This is a genomic window from Pseudomonas sp. JZ114 (assembly GCF_051027705.1).
In the GTDB taxonomy this organism is placed as follows: Bacteria; Pseudomonadota; Gammaproteobacteria; order Pseudomonadales; family Pseudomonadaceae; genus Chryseomonas; species Chryseomonas luteola.
Genome location: NZ_CP069257.1, coordinates 792001 through 810782, shown reverse-complemented (window position 1 = coordinate 810782; position 18782 = coordinate 792001). Strand labels below are relative to the sequence as shown.

Annotated in this window: 16 protein-coding genes and 1 pseudogene; 5 read left to right on the top strand and 12 right to left on the bottom strand. The window is 54.5% G+C overall.

The genetic code is table 11. The features are described from left to right. Positions 1-422 precede the first annotated feature (422 nt). Both JQR90_RS23155 and JQR90_RS23150 read right to left on the bottom strand, forming a co-directional pair. Entirely contained in the window at positions 423-812 is a 390-nt protein-coding gene (locus JQR90_RS23155) for a response regulator (RefSeq protein WP_010798742.1), read from the bottom strand. 110 nt (positions 813-922) lie between these two features. Beyond that, positions 923-1807 carry an AraC family transcriptional regulator gene (locus JQR90_RS23150; protein ID WP_010798741.1) on the bottom strand — a complete coding sequence of 295 codons (885 nt, stop codon included), beginning with the start codon at positions 1805-1807 and terminating at the stop codon, positions 923-925. Positions 1808-1941: 134 nt separating this feature from the next. Between JQR90_RS23150 and JQR90_RS23145 the strand changes: the two genes are divergently transcribed. Both JQR90_RS23145 and JQR90_RS23140 read left to right on the top strand, forming a co-directional pair. Next, the gene (locus JQR90_RS23145) at positions 1942-2853 is read left to right on the top strand and encodes a DMT family transporter (RefSeq protein WP_073450659.1); all 912 of its coding nucleotides are present in this window, start codon (positions 1942-1944) and stop codon (positions 2851-2853) included. A gap of 151 nt (positions 2854-3004) precedes the next feature. Beyond that, complete coding sequence (locus tag JQR90_RS23140) at positions 3005-3457, top strand: Hsp20 family protein (RefSeq protein WP_010798739.1); 453 nt, start codon at positions 3005-3007, stop codon at positions 3455-3457. 92 nt (positions 3458-3549) lie between these two features. Here JQR90_RS23140 and JQR90_RS23135 read toward each other — a convergent pair whose 3' ends face one another. The 6 genes from JQR90_RS23135 to yghX form a co-directional block, all read right to left on the bottom strand. Continuing rightward, complete coding sequence (locus JQR90_RS23135; RefSeq protein ID WP_010798738.1) at positions 3550-4908, bottom strand: MFS transporter; 1359 nt, start codon at positions 4906-4908, stop codon at positions 3550-3552. A 318-nt stretch (positions 4909-5226) separates the two neighbouring features. Beyond that, the gene (locus tag JQR90_RS23130) at positions 5227-6267 is read right to left on the bottom strand and encodes a LacI family DNA-binding transcriptional regulator (protein WP_010798737.1); all 1041 of its coding nucleotides are present in this window, start codon (positions 6265-6267) and stop codon (positions 5227-5229) included. 259 nt (positions 6268-6526) lie between these two features. Then, positions 6527-7141, bottom strand: a complete 615-nt coding sequence (gene prfH / locus JQR90_RS23125) for a peptide chain release factor H (protein ID WP_010798736.1) — start codon at positions 7139-7141, stop codon at positions 6527-6529. After that, the gene (locus JQR90_RS23120; RefSeq protein ID WP_434140837.1) at positions 7138-8274 is read right to left on the bottom strand and encodes an RNA ligase RtcB family protein; all 1137 of its coding nucleotides are present in this window, start codon (positions 8272-8274) and stop codon (positions 7138-7140) included. Before JQR90_RS23120 ends, prfH begins: the two co-directional genes overlap by 4 nt. A 243-nt stretch (positions 8275-8517) precedes the next feature. Next, positions 8518-9063 carry a peptide-methionine (S)-S-oxide reductase MsrA gene (gene msrA, locus JQR90_RS23115; protein WP_010798734.1) on the bottom strand — a complete coding sequence of 182 codons (546 nt, stop codon included), beginning with the start codon at positions 9061-9063 and terminating at the stop codon, positions 8518-8520. A gap of 319 nt (positions 9064-9382) precedes the next feature. Continuing rightward, on the bottom strand, positions 9383-10270 hold the full coding sequence (yghX, locus tag JQR90_RS23110; protein WP_434140836.1) for a YghX family hydrolase: 888 nt from the start codon (positions 10268-10270) through the stop codon (positions 9383-9385). A 339-nt stretch (positions 10271-10609) separates the two neighbouring features. Here yghX and JQR90_RS23105 point away from each other — a divergent pair. Together JQR90_RS23105 and JQR90_RS23100 are read left to right on the top strand one after the other, a co-directional pair. Then, a pseudogene (locus JQR90_RS23105) lies at positions 10610-11644 on the top strand (cache domain-containing protein); the annotation flags it as partial. Positions 11645-11734: 90 nt separating this feature from the next. After that, positions 11735-12499 carry a methyl-accepting chemotaxis protein gene (locus JQR90_RS23100; RefSeq protein WP_371106401.1) on the top strand — a complete coding sequence of 255 codons (765 nt, stop codon included), beginning with the start codon at positions 11735-11737 and terminating at the stop codon, positions 12497-12499. 301 nt (positions 12500-12800) lie between these two features. On the opposite strand, the gene JQR90_RS23095 is transcribed toward JQR90_RS23100, so the two are convergent. From JQR90_RS23095 to JQR90_RS23080, 4 genes are read right to left on the bottom strand one after another with little or no spacing between them, the layout of a single operon-like run. Then, positions 12801-13952 (bottom strand): ABC transporter ATP-binding protein, encoded by a 1152-nt coding sequence (locus JQR90_RS23095; protein ID WP_010798730.1) that lies wholly within the window; start codon positions 13950-13952, stop codon positions 12801-12803. Between the two features lie 10 nt (positions 13953-13962). Next, positions 13963-14622, bottom strand: a complete 660-nt coding sequence (locus JQR90_RS23090) for an ABC transporter permease (RefSeq protein ID WP_010798729.1) — start codon at positions 14620-14622, stop codon at positions 13963-13965. A 1-nt stretch (position 14623) separates the two neighbouring features. Continuing rightward, the gene (locus tag JQR90_RS23085) at positions 14624-15541 is read right to left on the bottom strand and encodes a glycine betaine ABC transporter substrate-binding protein (RefSeq protein ID WP_010798728.1); all 918 of its coding nucleotides are present in this window, start codon (positions 15539-15541) and stop codon (positions 14624-14626) included. A 9-nt stretch (positions 15542-15550) separates the two neighbouring features. Beyond that, positions 15551-16264, bottom strand: a complete 714-nt coding sequence (locus JQR90_RS23080; protein ID WP_010798727.1) for an ABC transporter permease — start codon at positions 16262-16264, stop codon at positions 15551-15553. An 852-nt stretch (positions 16265-17116) separates the two neighbouring features. Here JQR90_RS23080 and JQR90_RS23075 point away from each other — a divergent pair. Next, positions 17117-18769: a Na+/H+ antiporter gene (locus tag JQR90_RS23075; protein WP_083603249.1), complete on the top strand. Its 1653-nt coding sequence runs from the start codon at positions 17117-17119 to the stop codon at positions 18767-18769. Positions 18770-18782: the final 13 nt, after the last annotated feature.

Genomic DNA, 18782 nt, shown 5'->3' with positions numbered 1-18782 from the left:
CATAAATACAATAACCGGGTCGCCCAGGCTTAACCATTGAGGGCTTCTTTTCAGCTGACTATAGAGATATGTTGCTTCAGGCGCTATGGCTATTCCTATACCTTGCGTTACCAGGCTGCCCACAGCATTCAGGGTAGCAATCTACACCCGAAGAGTTAGGCGCTTGCCGGCTTGCTTTACCTTTTTCAGAGGTTATTGAAGCGCATATAAAACTCACTGCTGACCAGACTAACGAAACCTATCTAAAAACTAGCTAGGCAGGTAAAGCGCTTCAGACGATCCAGGCAGAAGTTGCGTCAACCGAGGAGCATAGGATCAATCCATCTATTAGTCTGGATGGAGGTCAGATACCAACAGTACTCAGCACTGGAAGAAGCCTGACATCATTCAGGAAAGGCTGTAATCAGAAAGCGCTGCTTAGCTTAGCGCCTCATCTCTTTGACAGCAGTGGCCAGTTGGTCGATTGTCCAGGGCTTGCGTAGAAAAGGCACATCCTTAGGTAGTTGTATTTCCAGGCCGGTATAGCCAGACATCAAGACGATTGGAAGAAAGGGCCAGCGTTTTGAAACGATATGCGCCAGGTCGATGCCGTTGATGTGTCCGGGCATTCTCACATTCGATACGACCACACTTACCAATAGCGCTTTGCCCTCCAGAAAGTTCAGGGCCTCGTCAGCCGTACCAAACGCCGCTACTTCAAAACCTTCGTTTTGTAACACGTCGATCATTAGCTCACGAAGCATGACCTCATCTTCCGCTACAAGCGCAATGGGGGGGTAACGCTGTGATGTTTCAGCATCATGTACATCCATTTGACGTAACCCAGTTGAGGTTTACTTAAAGCATAGCTGCTTTATAGAGGACCGCCTGCCAGAGCGGCTTTGAGATCAGTCTTTGGGCAGGACGGCTGACCTCTAGCACTTCAACCTGTGCGTGAGAGGACGGTACGATATTGTCCCGGTGTTGCGCCATGTACCTGAGCAAACCGGCGGCTCAGGTGACTGGCGCTGGAAAAGCCACAATCCAGCGTAATCTGAGCAAGCGGCAACGTAGTATTCACCAGCAGCTCTCGAGCCTTGGCTAATCGCCGCGCCAGTACATAACGGTGAGGCGGCATACCGAATGAAAGCGTGAACATGCGGCTGAAGTGAAAGGTCGACAAGGCCGCTTCTTCAGCCAGTGTCGCCAGCTCAAGCGGTTTATCCAGATGAGTATCAATATAGTCGCGGATGCGTCGTCTGACTGATGGTGAAAGGCCGCCGCGCCAGTGGACCTCCTGGCGCGGCCCGCACCCATTGAGCAGCAGATGGCTGACCGCTTCGTGCGCCAGGCTCGAGCACAGCAGGCGCTCTCCAGGTTCCTGCCAGTCACTGCGTTCCAGCGCACGGCAGATGGCCACGAGTGCAGGATCCTCCATGTATGTGCGTTCCTGCAGATGGATCGCCCGGGGTTCCTTGTCCAGAACCCGGATGGTTTCCAGCATCAACTGCTCAGGGGTGACGTACAGATGCATGAAACCCAGCCCTTGCGTAACTGACCAGTCAGAGTCGTGTCCGGCTGGCAGAACACAGAATCGGTCAGGCGCCCCATAGTGGCCCGGCTGGTCAAGGCGAAACGTCTGCCAGCCACCTTCCAGATAAAGCGACAAAGTGTGATGATCCGGGCTGCTGTAACCCAGCACGTCGGCATCGCTGCGATACCACTGCGCCAACGCCATGCCATTGCCCAGCGCAGTATGACGTAGACGGTGTGCATTGGAGGCCTGGTCTAAGGTACGAAACACTTGAAAGTCGTCGGCTTGCTGCATGATCACATCTCCTGGGCTCACATCATAAGGCTTATGAGAGGCGCGAACCGCATGCCAGAATAAAAAGCGCAAGAATGTGCAACCCTTCAACGGACTGACTCACCACACTGGTTTCCTGACCGCTGGAGACCACCATGAACCTTACGCTTTATCTGTTGACTGTTCTGATCTGGGGCACCACTTGGATTGCCATCAAGTTTCAGATCGAATCCGTAGCCATTCCGCTTTCGATTGCCTATCGCTTCGCCCTTGCAGCGCTGGTCCTGTTTCTAATCCTGATACCGACCCGTCGCCTACAGCCATTGGATCAACGCGGCCAGCTGTTCTGCATGGCTCAAGGTGTTTGCCTGTTCTGCCTGAACTTCATCTGCTTTTACTCGGCCAGCCAGTACATAGCCAGTGGGCTGATTGCCGTAGTGTTTTCAACCGCCACACTCTGGAACGCCCTCAACGCACGCCTGTGGTTCAAGCAAGCCATCGCGGCTAACGTTTTGGCCGGGGGCGCATTGGGTTTGCTGGGGCTCGCCCTGTTGTTCTGGCCGGAACTGGGCAGCCACACGGCAAGCCATGAGACTTGGCTAGGTCTTGGGCTCTCCTTGTTAGGAACACTGTGCTTTTCAGCGGGCAACATGATTTCGAGTCTGCAGCAGCGCGTGGGTATCCGCCCGTTGACGAGCAATGCCTGGGGCATGTTGTACGGCGCCTTGATTCTATTGGTGATCTGCCTTGTACAGGGGGTACCTTTTACAGTCGACCTTAGTACGCGCTACATCAGTTCGCTGGTCTATCTGGCCGTTCCTGGCTCAGTGATCGGATTTACCGCCTACCTGACTCTGGTTGGCCGTCTGGGTGCTGAGCGGGCGGCCTATTGCACCGTCCTTTTTCCGGTGGTTGCCCTTAACATCTCGGCATGGATGGAAGGATACCAATGGACATGGCCTGCACTGTTTGGGCTGGCGCTGGTACTGCTGGGCAACATCCTGGTATTTCGCAAACCCAAGGGTAGCTCGACCTTGCTGAAACCTACGACATCAATGGGGCGATAAAAATAAACAGTTGAAAAACAACGGTTTACTGGGTTTTCCGTTCGTCGGAAGGCCGCTTGAAAGTATTTTCACTATCCTTATGTAAGGTCATGCGGGATGCCGAAATCGGGTCCCGGGTTATCGAAACTTGCTGATCTTCAGGAGATTCATCATGACTGGTTTATCCCTTGCACCTTTGTTCCGTAGCACTGTTGGCTTTGATCGTTTCAATGATCTATTTGAGTCGGCGCTACGTGATTCGGTACCAGGCTATCCGCCTTACAATGTCGAGAAGCACGGCGAAAACGACTATCGCATCGTGATTGCGGCAGCGGGCCTGCATGAAGACGATCTGGATATTCAGGTCGAGCGTGGTGTGCTGACAATAAGTGCCGATCGGCGTGAGCACACCGCTGAAGGTGTGACCTACCTGCACCAAGGTATTGCCCAGCGTGCCTTCAGGCTGTCCTTCCGGCTCGATGAGCACATTGAGGTCAAAGGCGCCAGCCTACGCAATGGCTTGCTCAATATTGATCTGGTTCGCCGGGTGCCGGAAGAAGCAAAGCCAAAGCGCATTACCATTGCCAGTGAAGCGCGTCCTGCACTGAATGACGAAGCGGCATAAGTAACAAAGACAGCAAAGGGCGTCCAACGGCGCCCTTTGCCTGTATAGCGATCTGATTGGAGGACCGGCTTATTCAGCCGGTCCTTGCTGGATCAGGCCGAGGCGGGTGCAGGAACCGACGTATCCGCCAATTGCTTGCCATTCTCATCGCGCAGCTCGACACGCTGTATCTTGCCAACGATGAACAGGTAACTGAAGACTGCGACTAGCGCGTTGGCACCTACATACACCAACGCCCAGCGGAACGAGCCCGTTACCGCAATGATGTAGCCAATGATAATGGGCGTGGTAATAGAGGCGATGTTACCGAACGTGTTGAAGAGACCACCTGAAAGGCCTGCAATCTGCTTGGGTGACGTGTCCGATACAACCGCCCAACCCAGTGCACCTAATCCCTTTCCGAAGAAAGCCAGCGTCATGAAGCCAACTACCATCCATTCGGCATCCACATAGTTACAGAACACCATTGAGGTGGATAGCAGTAGCCCACACACGATCGGCAGTTTACGGGAGAAGGTCAGTGTATTGCCGCGACGCAGCAGCCAGTCGGAAATGATGCCGCCCAGTACACCCCCGATAAAACCGCAGATTGCCGGCAAAGAGGCAATGAAACCAGCCTTTAGGATGGTCATCCCACGCTCCTGGACAAGATAGACCGGGAACCAGGTCAGGAAAAAGTAGGTGATAGCATTGATACAATACTGGCCGAGATAAACACCCAGCATCATGCGATTGGTCAGCAGTTGGCTGATGTAGTGCCATTTGGGGCCGTTGTTGGTACCACGTGTCTGGTCCATGTCGACCAGACCACCGTTCTTTTCGATGTGTGCAATTTCCGCCGCATTCGCCCGTGGATGATCCTTGGGGTTATAGATCGTTTTCATCCAGATGCCGGAGAAAATGATGCCCAATACACCCATGACAACAAATACATGTTCCCAGCCGAAGCTGTAAACGATCCAGCCCATTAGCGGTGCAAACAATGCCGTTGCGAAGTATTGTGCAGAGTTGAACACGGCCGAAGCGGTACCGCGCTCTGCAGTGGGGAACCAGGCCGCAACGATGCGGGCGTTACCCGGAAATGAAGGCGCTTCGGCAAATCCCACCAGAAAACGTAGAACGAACAGCGTAACCACGGCCCAGGCTACAGGCATCATGCCAACAAAGCCCTGAAGCAGAGTAAACAGTGACCAGATGAAAATACCCGTGGCGTAAACGCGTTTTGAACCGAAACGGTCAAGTAGCCAGCCCCCCGGGATCTGACCCAGCACATAAGCCCAACCGAAGGCAGAGAAAATGTAGCCGAGCGTGACGGCATCGATTCCCAAATCCTTTTGCATACTGGAGCCGCCAATCGAAATGGTGGCTCTATCCGCATAGTTGATCGTTGTTACCAGGAACAGCATCAGGAGAATCAGATAGCGGACCCGGGTTTGCCGTGTATCGCCCATAACGTTCACCTCGATATTTATTGTTGTCGATGATTAGCCTCACCCCGTAGCGCGGTGTGGCAGAAAGGAAGCGAGCTGGAGCTATGCACCTGAGTGGGTAACAGGCAATAAGCGAGAGGGAAGGGGGAACTGAGTACGCGGTTCGGTATGTTTCACAGTTGTTGTCCTTTTTATAGTGATCAGATGGTGCCTTGGCTGATTGCGCAATCATTAAAGGCACTATCAGACCAATCGGTTGTGTCTATTGATAACCGATCTTGATGTGATTGCGCAATCATTAAAGTGCAAGAGGCTGACGAATAGCCGCCTGCCGTTGAATCAGGTTGTGGAGCGTTCCACAATTGTGAACCCAGTGTCCAACTGTACCGGCTCGGTATATTGGTCAGGATTTTGAAAGCGCGCCAGCAGGGCCTTCGCAATGAGCTTGCCCATTCGGGCACCATCAACATTCACAGTCGAGAGTGCGGGGTATACATGAGCCGCGCTGGATAGGTCGCCAAATCCTAGAACGGCCAGTTCTTCAGGCACCTTGATCCCCTGACTGGCCGCTTCTGCCAGAATGCCCTGGGCGACTGTATCGGAACTGCATACCACCACTTCAGGAAGCGAGCCACGCCCCTTGAGCTGGCGCAAACCTTCACGACCACTTAACAGCGTGGCAGGCGTTTGCATGATCTCGACAGGTACATCCGTAATGCCTAACGACGCCAGTTGGTCCAGCAGGGCACGTCCACGCTTTAGAGCTCGTATGTCGTCGACCGAAACCAGTCCAAACTGACGATACCCTTTGCCATAGAGATAATCGGCCATAGCGCGCCCAACGGCTTCATGGGAAAAGCCGATTTGCATGTCGATTGGCTCGGTTCCTAGCTCCCATGCTTCAACTACCGGAATGGAGGAGCGGGACAGTCGTTCACGACTTTCTTCGGTGTGAAGTGTGCCAGTCAGTACAATCCCGTCAGGCCGCCGACCGAGCACAGCTGCCAAAAGCTGCTCTTCCTGTTCGGGAGAGTAGCCGGTCAGACCTATCATCGTCTGGTAGCCAGACGCGGTCAGCTGATCGATCAAGGCCTGTACCGTGTCGGCAAAAATAGAATGTGCAATTGTCGGCAGGAAGATGGCGACCAGCCGACTTTTATTCGAAGCCAGGCCTCCCGCCAACATATTGGGAACATATCCGGTGGCTTTGACGGCGGCCAAGACCTTTTCCCGGGCGGCCTCGCTTACGATCTCTGGGCGATGGAGTGCTCGGGAAACCGTAATGGGTGAGACACCCGCCACCTTGGCGACATCAATCAAGGTCAGGGCGGGAGTACCAGAAGAGGGCCCGGAGGCGGTTTTCGATGATTTTCTTGCCATTACCTTCGAGGCCAACAATGAAGCAGAGCGCCATCTTAACGGCTTGCGCTTTTCTTGTATGCGTTCTGTCGTGGGTATCCAGAGCTATTGCTGAGCCGTTACCACTCGGCAAAGTATTCCTCTGTACTCCCTCTGGACATGATGGGCCACTGTTCGGATGAGGCGAAATTCAACCAAAGTTTGATACGCTGTTGCAAACTGACGTTGGACTTGAAGGCTCATACAAGAGCGGCAAGCTATACGCTTGCCGCTCAATCCCTCACTTTTCAGTGAAACGCATTCCGCGAAATGTACGAACCGGGTTACCGCGCTCAATCTCATGATGGAACAAGCGTCTATCCAGTCGCTGAGCTGCCTGGGCGTCCTCGGCGTACTGCGCAAGTTTTTGCTCAATCAATGCCATTGCCAGGCGCTTGTTGGCATGCTGGCTGCGCTCGCTTTGCATCTTAACCGAAAGCCCGCTCTGCACATGAGTAGCCCGAACGGCAGAGTCCGTCTTGTTCACGTGCTGACCACCAGGCCCTGAGGCCCGCACGTATTCGAAGCGTATGGGTCCTGAGGAGGCTGGTGCAGGTGGCGCAAATACTCTTGCGCCAAAATACCAGTTCTTTCTGCCATGCTGGGGCCGGTAAGGACTTTGGCATATCCAGAGTAGGCTACCGTTCCATCGGCCGGCCAGTGACTCGCTGCGCTCGCCTTCCAATACCACAAGTGCAGAGCTAACGGTGCCGCGGTGCTCGCCATCCGCTTGTTCAACCACTGACAGCAGCACATCCTCGCGTTCGGCTTCTTTTTCCAGAAGACGAAGCGCCCTGGTTACGGCCAGCTCGCACTCGGCCGGGCCTTGGGCCGATGAGAGTTGCAGGAGTATCACGGGCAGCACCCCCGTCGCTTGTAGGTCAGCACCGGTTTAAGCCGGGCTATGACCGTGACCAGTGAAGCACCTTGCAGGGTTTCAATGATGCTGTCGATGTCCTTGTACGCTTCTGGCGCTTCCTCGTACATCAACGCCTTGTCCTCACAGATTACCCGGCTGCCTAGGGACGTGCGCTTCAATTGATCGAACGAGAAGCGGTTGGATAACCGATCACGGCATTCTGTCCTGAGCCATTTTCTGCCGGCACCGTGGGCGAGGGAAAAGAGACTGATTGCCGAAGGAATCGGTTTGACCAGCCAGCTATAGGACCCACGAGAGCCCGGAATGATGACAGGTCCCACGTCGGCCGGAGTGGCGCCCTTGCGATGCAGCCAGCCCTGCACACCGTCAAGGGTGGCTGAGGACACAAGATTGTGGTTGATATCCAGCACCTGACAACCCTTTGCACGCAGATTCGCCAGGAGTCGTCTGGCGATAAGCTGGCGATTGGCTTCTGCATAGCGCAGGCCTTGGTCGTGCAGTGCCAGATACTCGAGCCCTTCGGGCGACTTGGGATCGAGACCGGCGTGCCCAAACACCTCGACATGCCTGCGCAAAACCGACTCGCCATAGCCTCGCGATCCGCTGTGCACAAGCAGAAGCAGGGTTTTTCGATCCAGCCCCAGTGAAGCGACCAGCGTTTCGTCATGAACGGTATCGATGGCTTGAAGCTCGGCAAAGTGATTGCCCCCGCCAATCGTGCCCAGAGAGGCTTCATGGCCTGTCCTGGAAAGCGAAAAGGCCTTTACGTCTTCGGCCCAACTGTTGTCCAGTGGCCCGTCGATACTGCCCAGGCGCCGTTCGAGTTTGTCGAGGTTCAGCTTGCCAGCTCGGATATCAGTCTGCCAGAGCGCCATGCCGCAGCCGATATCATTTCCAACCAGGGCTGGATAGATAACATTTTCAGAGAAGAACGCGGCGCCTACTGGGTAGCCACGGCCTGGGTGAAGGTCCGGCATGCCGGAGACCCGGACCATGCCAGTCAATCTGGCAGTAGTTTCCAACTGCTGTATCGCAGTACCTTCGATCCAGAGATTATCGGATGCGATAAGGTTGACGCGTTCCGATAGAGTACGAATGCAATTGCCCATAACCAGTTCCTGATGGGTAAACAATAATTCAGGGAAAGGCAGGCCGGAGCCGGGCAAAGCGTGCGCTTAAGTGCGCAGGAAAGCGTTTACGCCTGGCAGGACCTGCAAAGAGTGAAAGCGCGTCGCATGATCAGGCTCCTTGCAAGACAGAAAGAAAAGAAAAACGGATAGTAGTGGCTTGGCTGCAGAAAATCCAGTACAGGGAAGAAGAGGGCAGCCACAAAAAGGGCTACCCTGGACAACTCAGCCCTCGGTCGAGGTTTTGGACCGTTGGGCAAAGCTCTTGCGCAGCTTTTGAAGCTTGGGTGGGATTACCGCCATGCAGTACTGGTTGGCGCGCCCACGCTCTTCCCAATAGTTCTGATGATATCCTTCTGCCGGATACCAAGGCCCCAGTGGCTCGATCGTGGTCACGATGGGCGCTGAGAGACCTTCCTGTGCACGTGCAATCGCTGCTCTGGCCTCGGCTTCCTGTTCGGGGTTTGCCGGGAACAGGGCAGTACGGTACTGCGTACCCATGTCGTTACCCTGTCGGTTGAGCTGGGTCGGGTCATGGGTTGCAAAGTGAATATCGAGCAACTCGCCATAGCTGATCACGTCAGGGTCGTAACCAATACGGATGGCTTCGGCATGGTCGGTATTACCCTCACAGACCTGCTCATACGTAGGGTTGACCGTTTTGCCGCCGGTATAGCCACTCTCGACGGAAACGACTCCGATGACATCCTTGAATACTGCCTCTACGCACCAGAAGCAGCCTCCTGCAACGGTCATGTATTCGGTCGCCATAAAATTCTCCTAAAGCATGGTGTTGGGATGACTGGCTGATCAAACCTGTGCGGAACACGTAACAATCGGTTTGTGCTTACTCTACGCTATTTCGATCAGCGCTTCTGCGGCCAGAGGTTGCAAATATCGTTATGGGTCAAACGTTTGGCGAGTATACGTCTTGCTCTTGTAAGGGTTGGTAAGTATGCCTGTAAGAAGGTGCTCTGCCGTACAGGCACAGACAAGCCATCCGTGACCTGATTCTGGTTAAGGTGGCTTGCAGTGCTCTAACCTGTGATTGAGATGGTGCCTTACAAAAGCTATTTCAATAGCTCTTTACTCAGGCCAGATAACGGCGGAACCAGTCCAGTGTTCGCTCCCATGCCAGCGTTGCGGCGGCTTCGTCATAACGTGGCGTCGAGTCATTATGGAATCCGTGGTTGGTGCCGGGATAGATATAGGCTTCATAGGTTTTGCCAGCGGCTTTCAAGGCGCTCTCATAGGCAGGCCAACCTTCATTGATACGCTCATCCCGCTCGGCATAATGAATGAGTAACGGTGCCTTGATGCGAGGGACATCTTCAACTCTGGGTTGCTTGCCATAAAACGGTACGGCTGCGCCGAGTTCAGGATAGGCGACAGCTGCCGCATTGGCTACGCCTCCGCCATAGCAGAAACCGGTGATTCCTACCTTGCCAGTTGTGAGCTCATGCCCCATGAGCCATTCGACGGCAGCAAAAAAGTCGTTCATCAGCTTTTCGGGATTAACGGTTTGCTGAAGCTCGCGCCCCTTGTCGTCATTTCCCGGGTAGCCGCCTACGGAACTCAAGCCATCAGGGGCCAGCGCCACGAATCCCGCCTTTGCCAAGCGTCGCGCAACGTCCTCGATGTAGGGATTGAGCCCACGGTTTTCATGAGCGACGACAATACCCGGGACCTTTCCCTTGGCCTGCGCAGGTCGCACGAGATAGCCACGGACATGTCCATGCCCTTTAGGTGATGGATAGGAAATGTATTCAGGAATGATCTCAGGATCGGTAAATTCGACTTGCTGTGCCAGTGCATAATCTGGACTCAAGGCGGCAAGAAGCGTCGTGGCGGCCAATCCGCCTACGGCGAACTTACCTGCACGGTCGAGAAACTCCCGGCGATTGATTCGCCCATGCACGTAATAGTCATACAGCTCAAGCAGCTCAGGCGCGAAATCTTTTGCGGTAAGACGGGCCATGTATGTTCTCCTTGTTGGGTGCAGGCGGGGGATTGCTTAAGGCTTAAAGGAAGTGGATCGCTTTCATAAACATCATAAGGGTAGTTATCGGAAAATCGTCTAGGCGGCAATCGCTATTGGTGTTTCCAACTGTTGTGCGAAGGTAGGCCATGCCTGTAGGGCCTTAGAGAGGGGGGCGAGGGGTGATGGCCTTTTAATCAAGCCTGTACTTGTTTCTACCAAATTCGCATCTGCTCGATAAACGAACAACCTGCTCAAGCATTTGACGCGAAAGCCGATAGCTGTAGTTCAGTTGCGCCTTTTATCGCAACGCGTCCTTCAACCCAGAGATTCTGTCTCATGTTCAAGCAACTGAAATTCAGCCACAAGATTCTTCTGGCAGCTGCATTGGTAGTTACTGTTGCCCTAGCCGGCTTTGCCGGCTTCAATGCGTATCTTCAACGTCAGGCAATCGATCAGAGCCTGCAGGCATCCTTGACTGAAACGGGCAAAGTGACCGCAGGCAATATTGCCTACTGGCTCGATGCACGAGTCAAGTTGATTGAAAGCCAGGCGCAAACCCTGACGCGAGACAGCTCACCTGCGGTCCTGGCGGGTTTGCTTGAGCAGAAAATCTACATCGGTAATTTTGATTCCACTTACCTAGGGCAGGTAGACGGTACCTATACCACGCGTCCGGAGCGAACCTTGCCTGCTGGTTACGATCCACGCAAGCGCCCTTGGTATAACGCAGCAACCACCGCTGGCAGTACTGTTTTGACAGCGCCCTATGTTTTTGCTTCCTCAGGCCAGTTAGGCGTAACCATTGCGACACCGCTCATGCAGAACGGTCAACTGGCGGGCGTTGTGGGCGGTGACCTGAACCTGTCAACGCTGGTCAGTATCATCACATCTCTGGATGCCGGTGGCCTTGGTGAGGCCTTTCTGGTCGATAGCGAAGGAAAGATTCTTGTCAGCAGTCATACAGATCAGGTGCTAAAAAACCTTAAGGATATTTTCCCCGAGGCTACACCTACCCTGGCGCCTGGTTTTAGCGAGACGCGCCAAAATGGTCTGGACCGCCTGATCAGTTTTACGCCGGTAGAAGGCCTACCCTCTGTCAAGTGGTACCTGGGGTTGTCTATCGATAAGGACAAGGCGTATGCCCCGGTTATCAAGGCGCGTAATCTGGCGATTGTGGCGACACTGGTTGCCGTCGTGGCGATTATCGTTTTGCTGGGTTTGCTGTTGCAGACGTTGTTACGCCCTCTGCGTGATCTGACCCGCGCGATGGACAACATTGCCGAGGGCGAAGGCGACCTGACCCGTCGTCTACCCGTGGAAGCCCGTGATGAATTCGGTGCACTGGCCACGGCATTTAACCGTTTCGTTGCCCGTATCCATGACTCGATTCGTAACGTTGCACAAAGCTCGAGTGAGTTGAATCAGGTGAGCCGCTTGGTGCTGGATGCCTCTACGGCTTCCATGCAGCAGTCTGATAATCAGTCCCAGCGTACCAACAGTGTCGCTGCGGCCATCAATGAGCTGGGTGCTGCGGCACAGGAAATCGCTGGGAATGCCGCCCATGCTTCCAGTGACGCCAGCACTGCACGTATGCAGGGCGAGGAAGGACGCAAAGTGCTCGGCGAAGCGCTGCAAGCCATGCAGGCCTTATCACAAAAGATTGGCACATCGTGTGACCATATCGAAGCGTTGAACGGCAAGGCGGCCAATATCGGCCAGATTCTCGATGTCATTCGAGGTATCTCCGAGCAGACCAATTTGCTGGCGCTTAACGCGGCGATTGAAGCCGCCCGAGCCGGTGAGGCGGGACGTGGCTTCGCTGTGGTTGCTGATGAGGTGCGTTCCCTGGCGAGCCGTACTCAGAGTTCGGCGCAGCAGATTCACCAGATGATCGAAGAGCTGCAAACCGGTTCGCGAGATGCCGTACAGCTGATGCGCGAAAGCCAGGAGCAGAGTACCCACAGCATGAGCGTTGCCGAACGAGCAGGGGCACGTCTGGACAGCGTGACTCTGCTGATCGGTGATATTGATGGGCAAAACCAGTCGGTCGCGGCGGCAACTGAAGAGCAGACGGCAGTTGTTGAAACACTGAACATGGATATCAGTGAGATCAACCTGTTGAACCAGCAAAGCGTGGCGAACCTGGAATCTACACTACAGGCCTGTACGGCCCTAGAGCAGGAAGCCGCTCGCTTGCAGCACTTGGTTGGTGGGTTCCGCATCTGAGTTGATGCTAGCCCTGACAAGCTGGCGTTAGGTACAACCATTTCAAAGGGAGCGAATCATGTTGTTTGCTCCCTTTTTATTTAGCTGTAAGCAGGTCTAGGCACTCAGCTAAACCCGTCCTACCACCGCCTATAGCTCGCCTGGAATAGCTCAGATAACTGATATGTCGTCTGGGCCTCGTTTTTGATACCGCCCATGACTTTGACGGTGCCATTGCGGATTTCCATGACGTTACGTTTGATGCCTTGGGAAACAACTGCTTTCTGCTTGGCAGCGTAAGGGCACCCAAGGGTGCCTCTTCTCATGCCGTCTGTTCGGCTGGAGAAACGATGGTCGTTTTGCCGCGTGAGCGACCTGAACTGAGGTAGTCGGCAATTGATTCCTGGGTGACTTCTCCTAGAAAATCATGCTCGGCGCTTAATACCGGTAGCCACGACGAGTTGAACTGGTACATGCGAGACAGAAGAATGCGCAAGTGCTCATCATAGGCTGCGGTAGCCTTGAACGGTGTCAGAAACGGCTCTACCGGGCCGCTCTGGCCACGCAGGTCGCGTCGACGAATATAACCCAACCCTTTATTGCCGGCGTCGGTCACGACCACGTAACGCCGGTCATGCTCCTCCATCAGCTCCAGCGCATCGCCAATGAGGGTATCTGGTCGAATGGAAGGCGCATTGTCAGCAGCATCTTCGGCGCGAATCAGAAGCAGACGCTTGAGGGTACTGTCCTGACCTACAAAGCTGCTGACAAAGTCATCTTTGGGATGGGCCAATAATGTATCGGGATGGTCGAACTGAACCAGCTTGCCGCCTCGGAAGACCGCAATCTTGTCGCCCAGGCGAATGGCTTCGTCAATATCGTGACTGACCATGATAACGGTCTTGTTCAGCGCCCGTTGCATCTGGAAGAACTCGTTCTGGATGGCCTCACGGTTGATCGGATCCACTGCACCGAATGGCTCGTCCATCAGCAATAAAGGTGCTTCTGCTGCGAGTGCACGAATTACACCGATGCGTTGCTGTTGACCACCAGAGAGCTCACGTGGGTAGCGTGACAGATATTGCTTGGGATCAAGCTGTACCATACTCATGAGTTCAGTGGCGCGCTCGCGGCACCGTTTCTTGTCCCAACCAAGCAGTTTCGGCACAACGGTAATATTTTCCTCAATGGTCATGTTTGGGAACAGACCAATCTGTTGGATTACGTAGCCGATGCGGCGACGCAACGTCACCTCATCGATGCCGGTAGTATCTTCACCATTGATCAGAACACGTCCGGAAGAAGGTTCGATCAAGCGGTTGATCATCTTGAGCGTAGTGGTCTTGCCACAGCCGGAGGGACCCAGAAATACGCAAATCTGACCCTCTTCTACAGTAAGACTGACCGAATCCACGGCCTTGACGTCTTTGCCATTCTGTTTGAACGTCTTTGAGAGTTTGTCGAGCTCAATCATATGGTTCTCCTTAAACGCTGGCACACAGGCCGCGCGGGGTGAGGCGGCGTTGCAGCCACTGGAGGAACAAATCGGCCGCGATGGCCAGCAAACTGACGAGCACGGCGCCGACAATCAGGGTCGCCATGTCGCTACGGCTGATGGAGGTAAGGATGAGTACGCCCAGGCCACCCGCGCCAATGGTGGCGGCAATGGTCATTACCCCAATGTTCATGACGACGGCGGTGCGTATACCCGCCAGGATGACCGGGACGGCGATCGGTAAATCCACCATGCGCAGGCGTTGCCAGAATGTCATGCCAATGCCCGTACCGGCTTCACGTATGCCCGGCTCGACGCTGCTCAGCGCCAGATAGGTGTTTCGCAAGATAGGCAGTAGTGAGTAGAGAAAGACAGCGGTAATGGCGGGTAACGGTCCTAACCCTTGTCCGAACGTGGAGTAAACGGGTAAAAGCAGACCGAAGAGCGCGATGGCCGGAATGGTCAGCACGACCGTCGCGATACCTTGCAGCGGGCCGGCCAGCCAGGGAAAGCGCGCCATCAATACACCTAGAGGCACACCCACCAGCACAGCGAGTCCTACTGCAATCGCGACCAGGGTGATGTGCTGTTGGGTGAGGTGCAGTACTTCCATCCAGTCGATATGGTTGAACGAGGTGACGAAATCCATCTTACTGCTCTCCCTTCAACGGATGCTCACGCAAGAAATCACGCGCGACCTGCGCTGGAGTCTGGCGATTGATATCGACCTTGGCGTTGAGCTGGCGCATGGTGGCCTGATCCAGGCTTTCAGCGAGCGGCGTTAGAAGCGTCTCAAGATCCGGATGCGCTTTCAGGTAGTTGCTGTTCACTACGGGCGCGGCGGTGTAGTCGGGGAAGTAGTGCTTGTCGTCTTCCAGCACCTTGAGTTTGAACGCGTCTAGTCGCCCATCGGTGGTGTAGACGAGCCCGGCAAAGACCTGGCCGTTACGCAGAGCGGTGTAGACAAGGCCCGGGTCCATCTGTCGAATCTCCTCGCGGTCAAGCTTGATGTCATACTCCTTGACGAGCCCGGCCAGACCATCAGAGCGATTGGCAAATTCGATATCCAGCGCCAACAAGTGGGATCTTTCCGGTTCCGACTTCAGCCGTGCAGACAGATCCGTCAGAGTATTGATCTCGGGATACTCTTGGACGACTTTTTCAGGCAATGCCAGTGCATAGGTATTGTTAAAACGAGTGGGGGTGAGCCAGGTCAGCCCTATCTCTGCATCAAGCTCCTTGACTCGCTGATAGGACGCCTCCTGGTCCAGCCTGTCGGTTATGTGGTTATAAGCTACCAGGGAAGTGCCGGTGTATTCCCAGGTCAAATCCAACTGGTGATTCTTCACACCGTTCCAGGCGATGGTACTGCCCAAGCCGCCGACGATTTCAGGCTGGTAGCCTTGGGCCTGCAGATATTGCGCGGTAAGTTCGGCTAGGATGGCCTGCTCAGTAAACACCTTGGCACCGATTCGGATAGGGCCGCCTGCCGCTTGAGCAATTGACGCCAGGGTCAGGCCAAAACTTGCAAGCGTTATACCGACGAGATTAATCAGAGTTTTCTTCATGGTCTTCTCCTAACGCGCCAGGCCACGTTCGAGCCAAAGACGGCTGGCGATAAGCACCAGGCCATCCATGACCAATGCGAGCAGCGCAGTCGCGCTAGCACCCAATACCAACTGCGGCTGATTTTCCAAGGCAATCGCTGGAAAAATCAGGCTGCCCAGGCTATTGGCGCCAATAAGAAACACTAGCGGTGTGGTACCTACATTAAGAGCTAAGGCCACGCGTACTCCGCCTACGATGATCGGGACAGCATTGGGTAGCTCGACCTGCCACAGGACTTGGCTAGGCGTCATACCGATACCAACTGCTGCCTCCTTCAGTGATCCCGGTACGTTTTTGAGGCCTTCGTATGTGTTGCGTACGATGGGCAACAATGACGCCATAAACAGGGCTAGGATGGCTGGCCCGTTGCCGATGCCAAGGAACCCCAGCGCAATAGCCAGCACGGCCAAGGGCGGAATCGTGTTCCCGATATTGAACACCTGCATGAACCGCTCGGCCGTACCGACAAACCGCGGGCGGCTCAGAAGAATACCCGCTGGAATACCTATCGCCAGCGCAGCGAGCATTGACACTACAACTAGAAATACGTGTGCGTGCAGATAAAACAACAGATCATCGCGTTGATCGACAATCGAGTCCCAGCCGATCCAGCGGACCAGCAAGAGGAGGGCGACCGTGCCGGCAGCAGCGCCAAGCACAAGTGGTTTCCATCGAATCGCCATAGCGAACTCCTTCGGCTAATGGATGCCGAGGCGCTATGGGGCACTGCCCTGAAAACAACGGTAAGCCCATAGAATGAGGCAGACTGCTGCGCTTGATCCGATGCATGACCGGCTCGCTCGTTCAGAGCATGGCGTTTTGCCTCGACGCAGAATGGACGGCGCACGGAGCGTGATAGTTCGGTCAACTGCCAATGAATGACCGGAAAAGAGGACTGCACCACGTTTCAAGACACAACAGGGACTTATAACAGTCAGGGTTGTCAGGAAAAGGTTCGTAGCGCCAGCCAAGAACAGCTTCTTTACAAATGGGCATCGCTATCGCTGTAACTTGGTAAAAAGCCCATGGCTGACAACATGGGTGCCTTGTCAATATAAGTGAGTGTTTAGAGTCACTTAGCTTTGTAATGGCTTACCGTTCTAGAGATGATCCAGTAATAAGAAAAACAATCGGCTTTAATAAGACGAATGGCACATAAAGCATTTCTTCAAACTGCATAGAGGGCTAACTGCTTCTGCTGATTTCCCAGTCTTTTCAGAAACATTTTTACACATGTTGGTAATTCAAGCCTGTGCTCGAATTCTTCATGCTTTCAGGTTGACTCAGGCAGATAGGTTGATGAATGAGTGCACCGCTGTAACAGCGCTTGGTCGCGATTATGCCACGGGTGCCAACGCTCACCTCACTTACGCTGAAAAGGCTTCAGAAGCTAAATGAACACCATCATCCGAGGGACATTGGAAGACACGCCTGAGGGTGTCGGCAACGCTTATTCCATAGCGCTAAAGCGCTTTATGGTTCTTCATTGACAGGATTTTTTCTAAAGATTCATGGATACGGTTTATCTTGTTTTAATGCTTTTACTCGTCGCCTCGGCTACTGGGGTGGCGGCTCGCTTTCTACCATCACTGCCCACGCCGCTTGTACAGATTGCTTTTGGTGCGCTACTGGCCTGGCCTGCCAGCGGGCTGCATGTGGAGCTTCAGCCTGAGCTGTTCATGCTCCTATTCATTGCCCCGCTTCTATTTGCCGATGCGCGACGGTTCCCGCAGCGTGAATTCATGCTGCTTCGTGGGCCTATTTTGGCATTAGCGCTGGGCCTTGTACTGGTAACCGTGATTGGTGTGGGATATGTGGTTCACTGGTTATTCCCCGGTTTGCCTTTGCCTGTCTGCTTTGCACTGACGGCGATTCTTTCACCTACGGATGCCGTCGCGGTATCGGCTATTTCCGGTCGACTTCCTGTACCACCGCGGCTGATGCACATTCTTGAGGGCGAGTCGCTCATGAATGATGCGTCCGGTCTTGTGGCATTCAAGTTCGCGGTAGCCGCAGCCCTGACCGGTGCGTTTTCTCTGGCACAGGCAACAGTAGGGTTTCTGCTGATTTCCCTGGGTGGGCTACTGGTGGGCGCCTTGCTGGCGCTGGCCTTTAATGTGGTGCGGACCCGTCTGATCGAGCGGCACCTTGGCGAAGCTTCGACGATTCAGATCGTGCTGCTGCTCCTGCTGCTACCCTTTGCGGCGTTTCTGCTGGCGGAGCATTTTCATCTGTCCGGTATTCTCTCCGCTGTGGCAGCGGGTATGGTCATCAACCGGCTTGACCTCAAGCGCCAAGATCAGACCACGTCCCGTATCCAGACGCGCAGTGTCTGGGAAATGCTGGAGTTTGTGCTTAACGCATTGGTATTTCTGCTACTCGGTTTCCAATTGCCCGAAATCATTGGCGGCGCGCTTAACGCAACGACCAGTGCAGGCACTACGCTACCGTTTATTGAGTTGCTGGGTTTCGTCGCGCTGATTTCGATTGCGCTTCTAGGGATGCGGTTTCTCTGGATATTTGGTGCCGTACATGTGCCTCGGCTGTTGCGTCGCAAGCCAGCGCGGTCTGTCTCCGCTCGCGTCATGTTGGCCGGGACATTGGCAGGTATTCGAGGCACCATTACCTTGGCGGCTGCCTTGTCGCTGCCAGAGATGCTGAATGACGGTACGCCGTTTCCGGCCCGTGAGCTGCTGATCTTCCTGGCGACTGGCGTCATTCTGTTCACCTTGATTACCGGAAGCGTAGGTCTTCCTCTGGTGTTGCGCGGGCTGGATCTGCCTGAAGACAGCCGCGAATATGAAGAGGAGCGCCATGCGCGTATTCGTGGGGCCGAGGCGGCAATCCGGCACATTGAAAACTATCACCAAGAAAAAGCGAAGGTACTGGCGGACCACCAAGGGGATGAAGAGATTATCGTCGCGTTCAACGAGATCACCCTCCATCTGATGGACTACTACCACAAGCGCATGGAGATCAATAACCACGAGCTGCCGACCCCGCTTCTCGAAGCGCGACGCGATCTTGAGCGGGAAACGCGTCTGCAGGCGCTCAAGGCGGAGCGCACTGAATACTACAAGCTGCGTAGCCGTCACCATATCAATGACAGTACGCTACAAAAGCTGGTGAGGGAGGTGGATCTGATCGAAACCGCTTTGACTGCAAGCGCAACCAGGCAGCATCACTAAATGATGTAAGCAG

Bases quoted from the DNA above. Each gene is read 5' to 3' on its own strand.
- JQR90_RS23155 (WP_010798742.1), bottom strand. From the start codon at position 812: ATGGATGTACATGATGCTGAAACATCACAGCGTTACCCCCCCATTGCG.
- JQR90_RS23150 (WP_010798741.1), bottom strand. From the start codon at position 1,807: ATGCAGCAAGCCGACGACTTTCAAGTGTTTCGTACCTTAGACCAGGCC.
- JQR90_RS23145 (WP_073450659.1), top strand. From the start codon at position 1,942: ATGAACCTTACGCTTTATCTGTTGACTGTTCTGATCTGGGGCACCACT.
- JQR90_RS23140 (WP_010798739.1), top strand. From the start codon at position 3,005: ATGACTGGTTTATCCCTTGCACCTTTGTTCCGTAGCACTGTTGGCTTT.
- JQR90_RS23135 (WP_010798738.1), bottom strand. From the start codon at position 4,908: ATGGGCGATACACGGCAAACCCGGGTCCGCTATCTGATTCTCCTGATG.
- JQR90_RS23130 (WP_010798737.1), bottom strand. From the start codon at position 6,267: ATGGCAAGAAAATCATCGAAAACCGCCTCCGGGCCCTCTTCTGGTACT.
- JQR90_RS23120 (WP_434140837.1), bottom strand. From the start codon at position 8,274: ATGGGCAATTGCATTCGTACTCTATCGGAACGCGTCAACCTTATCGCA.
- msrA (WP_010798734.1), bottom strand. From the start codon at position 9,063: ATGGCGACCGAATACATGACCGTTGCAGGAGGCTGCTTCTGGTGCGTA.
- yghX (WP_434140836.1), bottom strand. From the start codon at position 10,270: ATGGCCCGTCTTACCGCAAAAGATTTCGCGCCTGAGCTGCTTGAGCTG.
- JQR90_RS23100 (WP_371106401.1), top strand. From the start codon at position 11,735: ATGCAGCAGTCTGATAATCAGTCCCAGCGTACCAACAGTGTCGCTGCG.
- JQR90_RS23095 (WP_010798730.1), bottom strand. From the start codon at position 13,952: ATGATTGAGCTCGACAAACTCTCAAAGACGTTCAAACAGAATGGCAAA.
- JQR90_RS23090 (WP_010798729.1), bottom strand. From the start codon at position 14,622: ATGGATTTCGTCACCTCGTTCAACCATATCGACTGGATGGAAGTACTG.
- JQR90_RS23085 (WP_010798728.1), bottom strand. From the start codon at position 15,541: ATGAAGAAAACTCTGATTAATCTCGTCGGTATAACGCTTGCAAGTTTT.
- JQR90_RS23080 (WP_010798727.1), bottom strand. From the start codon at position 16,264: ATGGCGATTCGATGGAAACCACTTGTGCTTGGCGCTGCTGCCGGCACG.
- JQR90_RS23075 (WP_083603249.1), top strand. From the start codon at position 17,117: ATGCTTTTACTCGTCGCCTCGGCTACTGGGGTGGCGGCTCGCTTTCTA.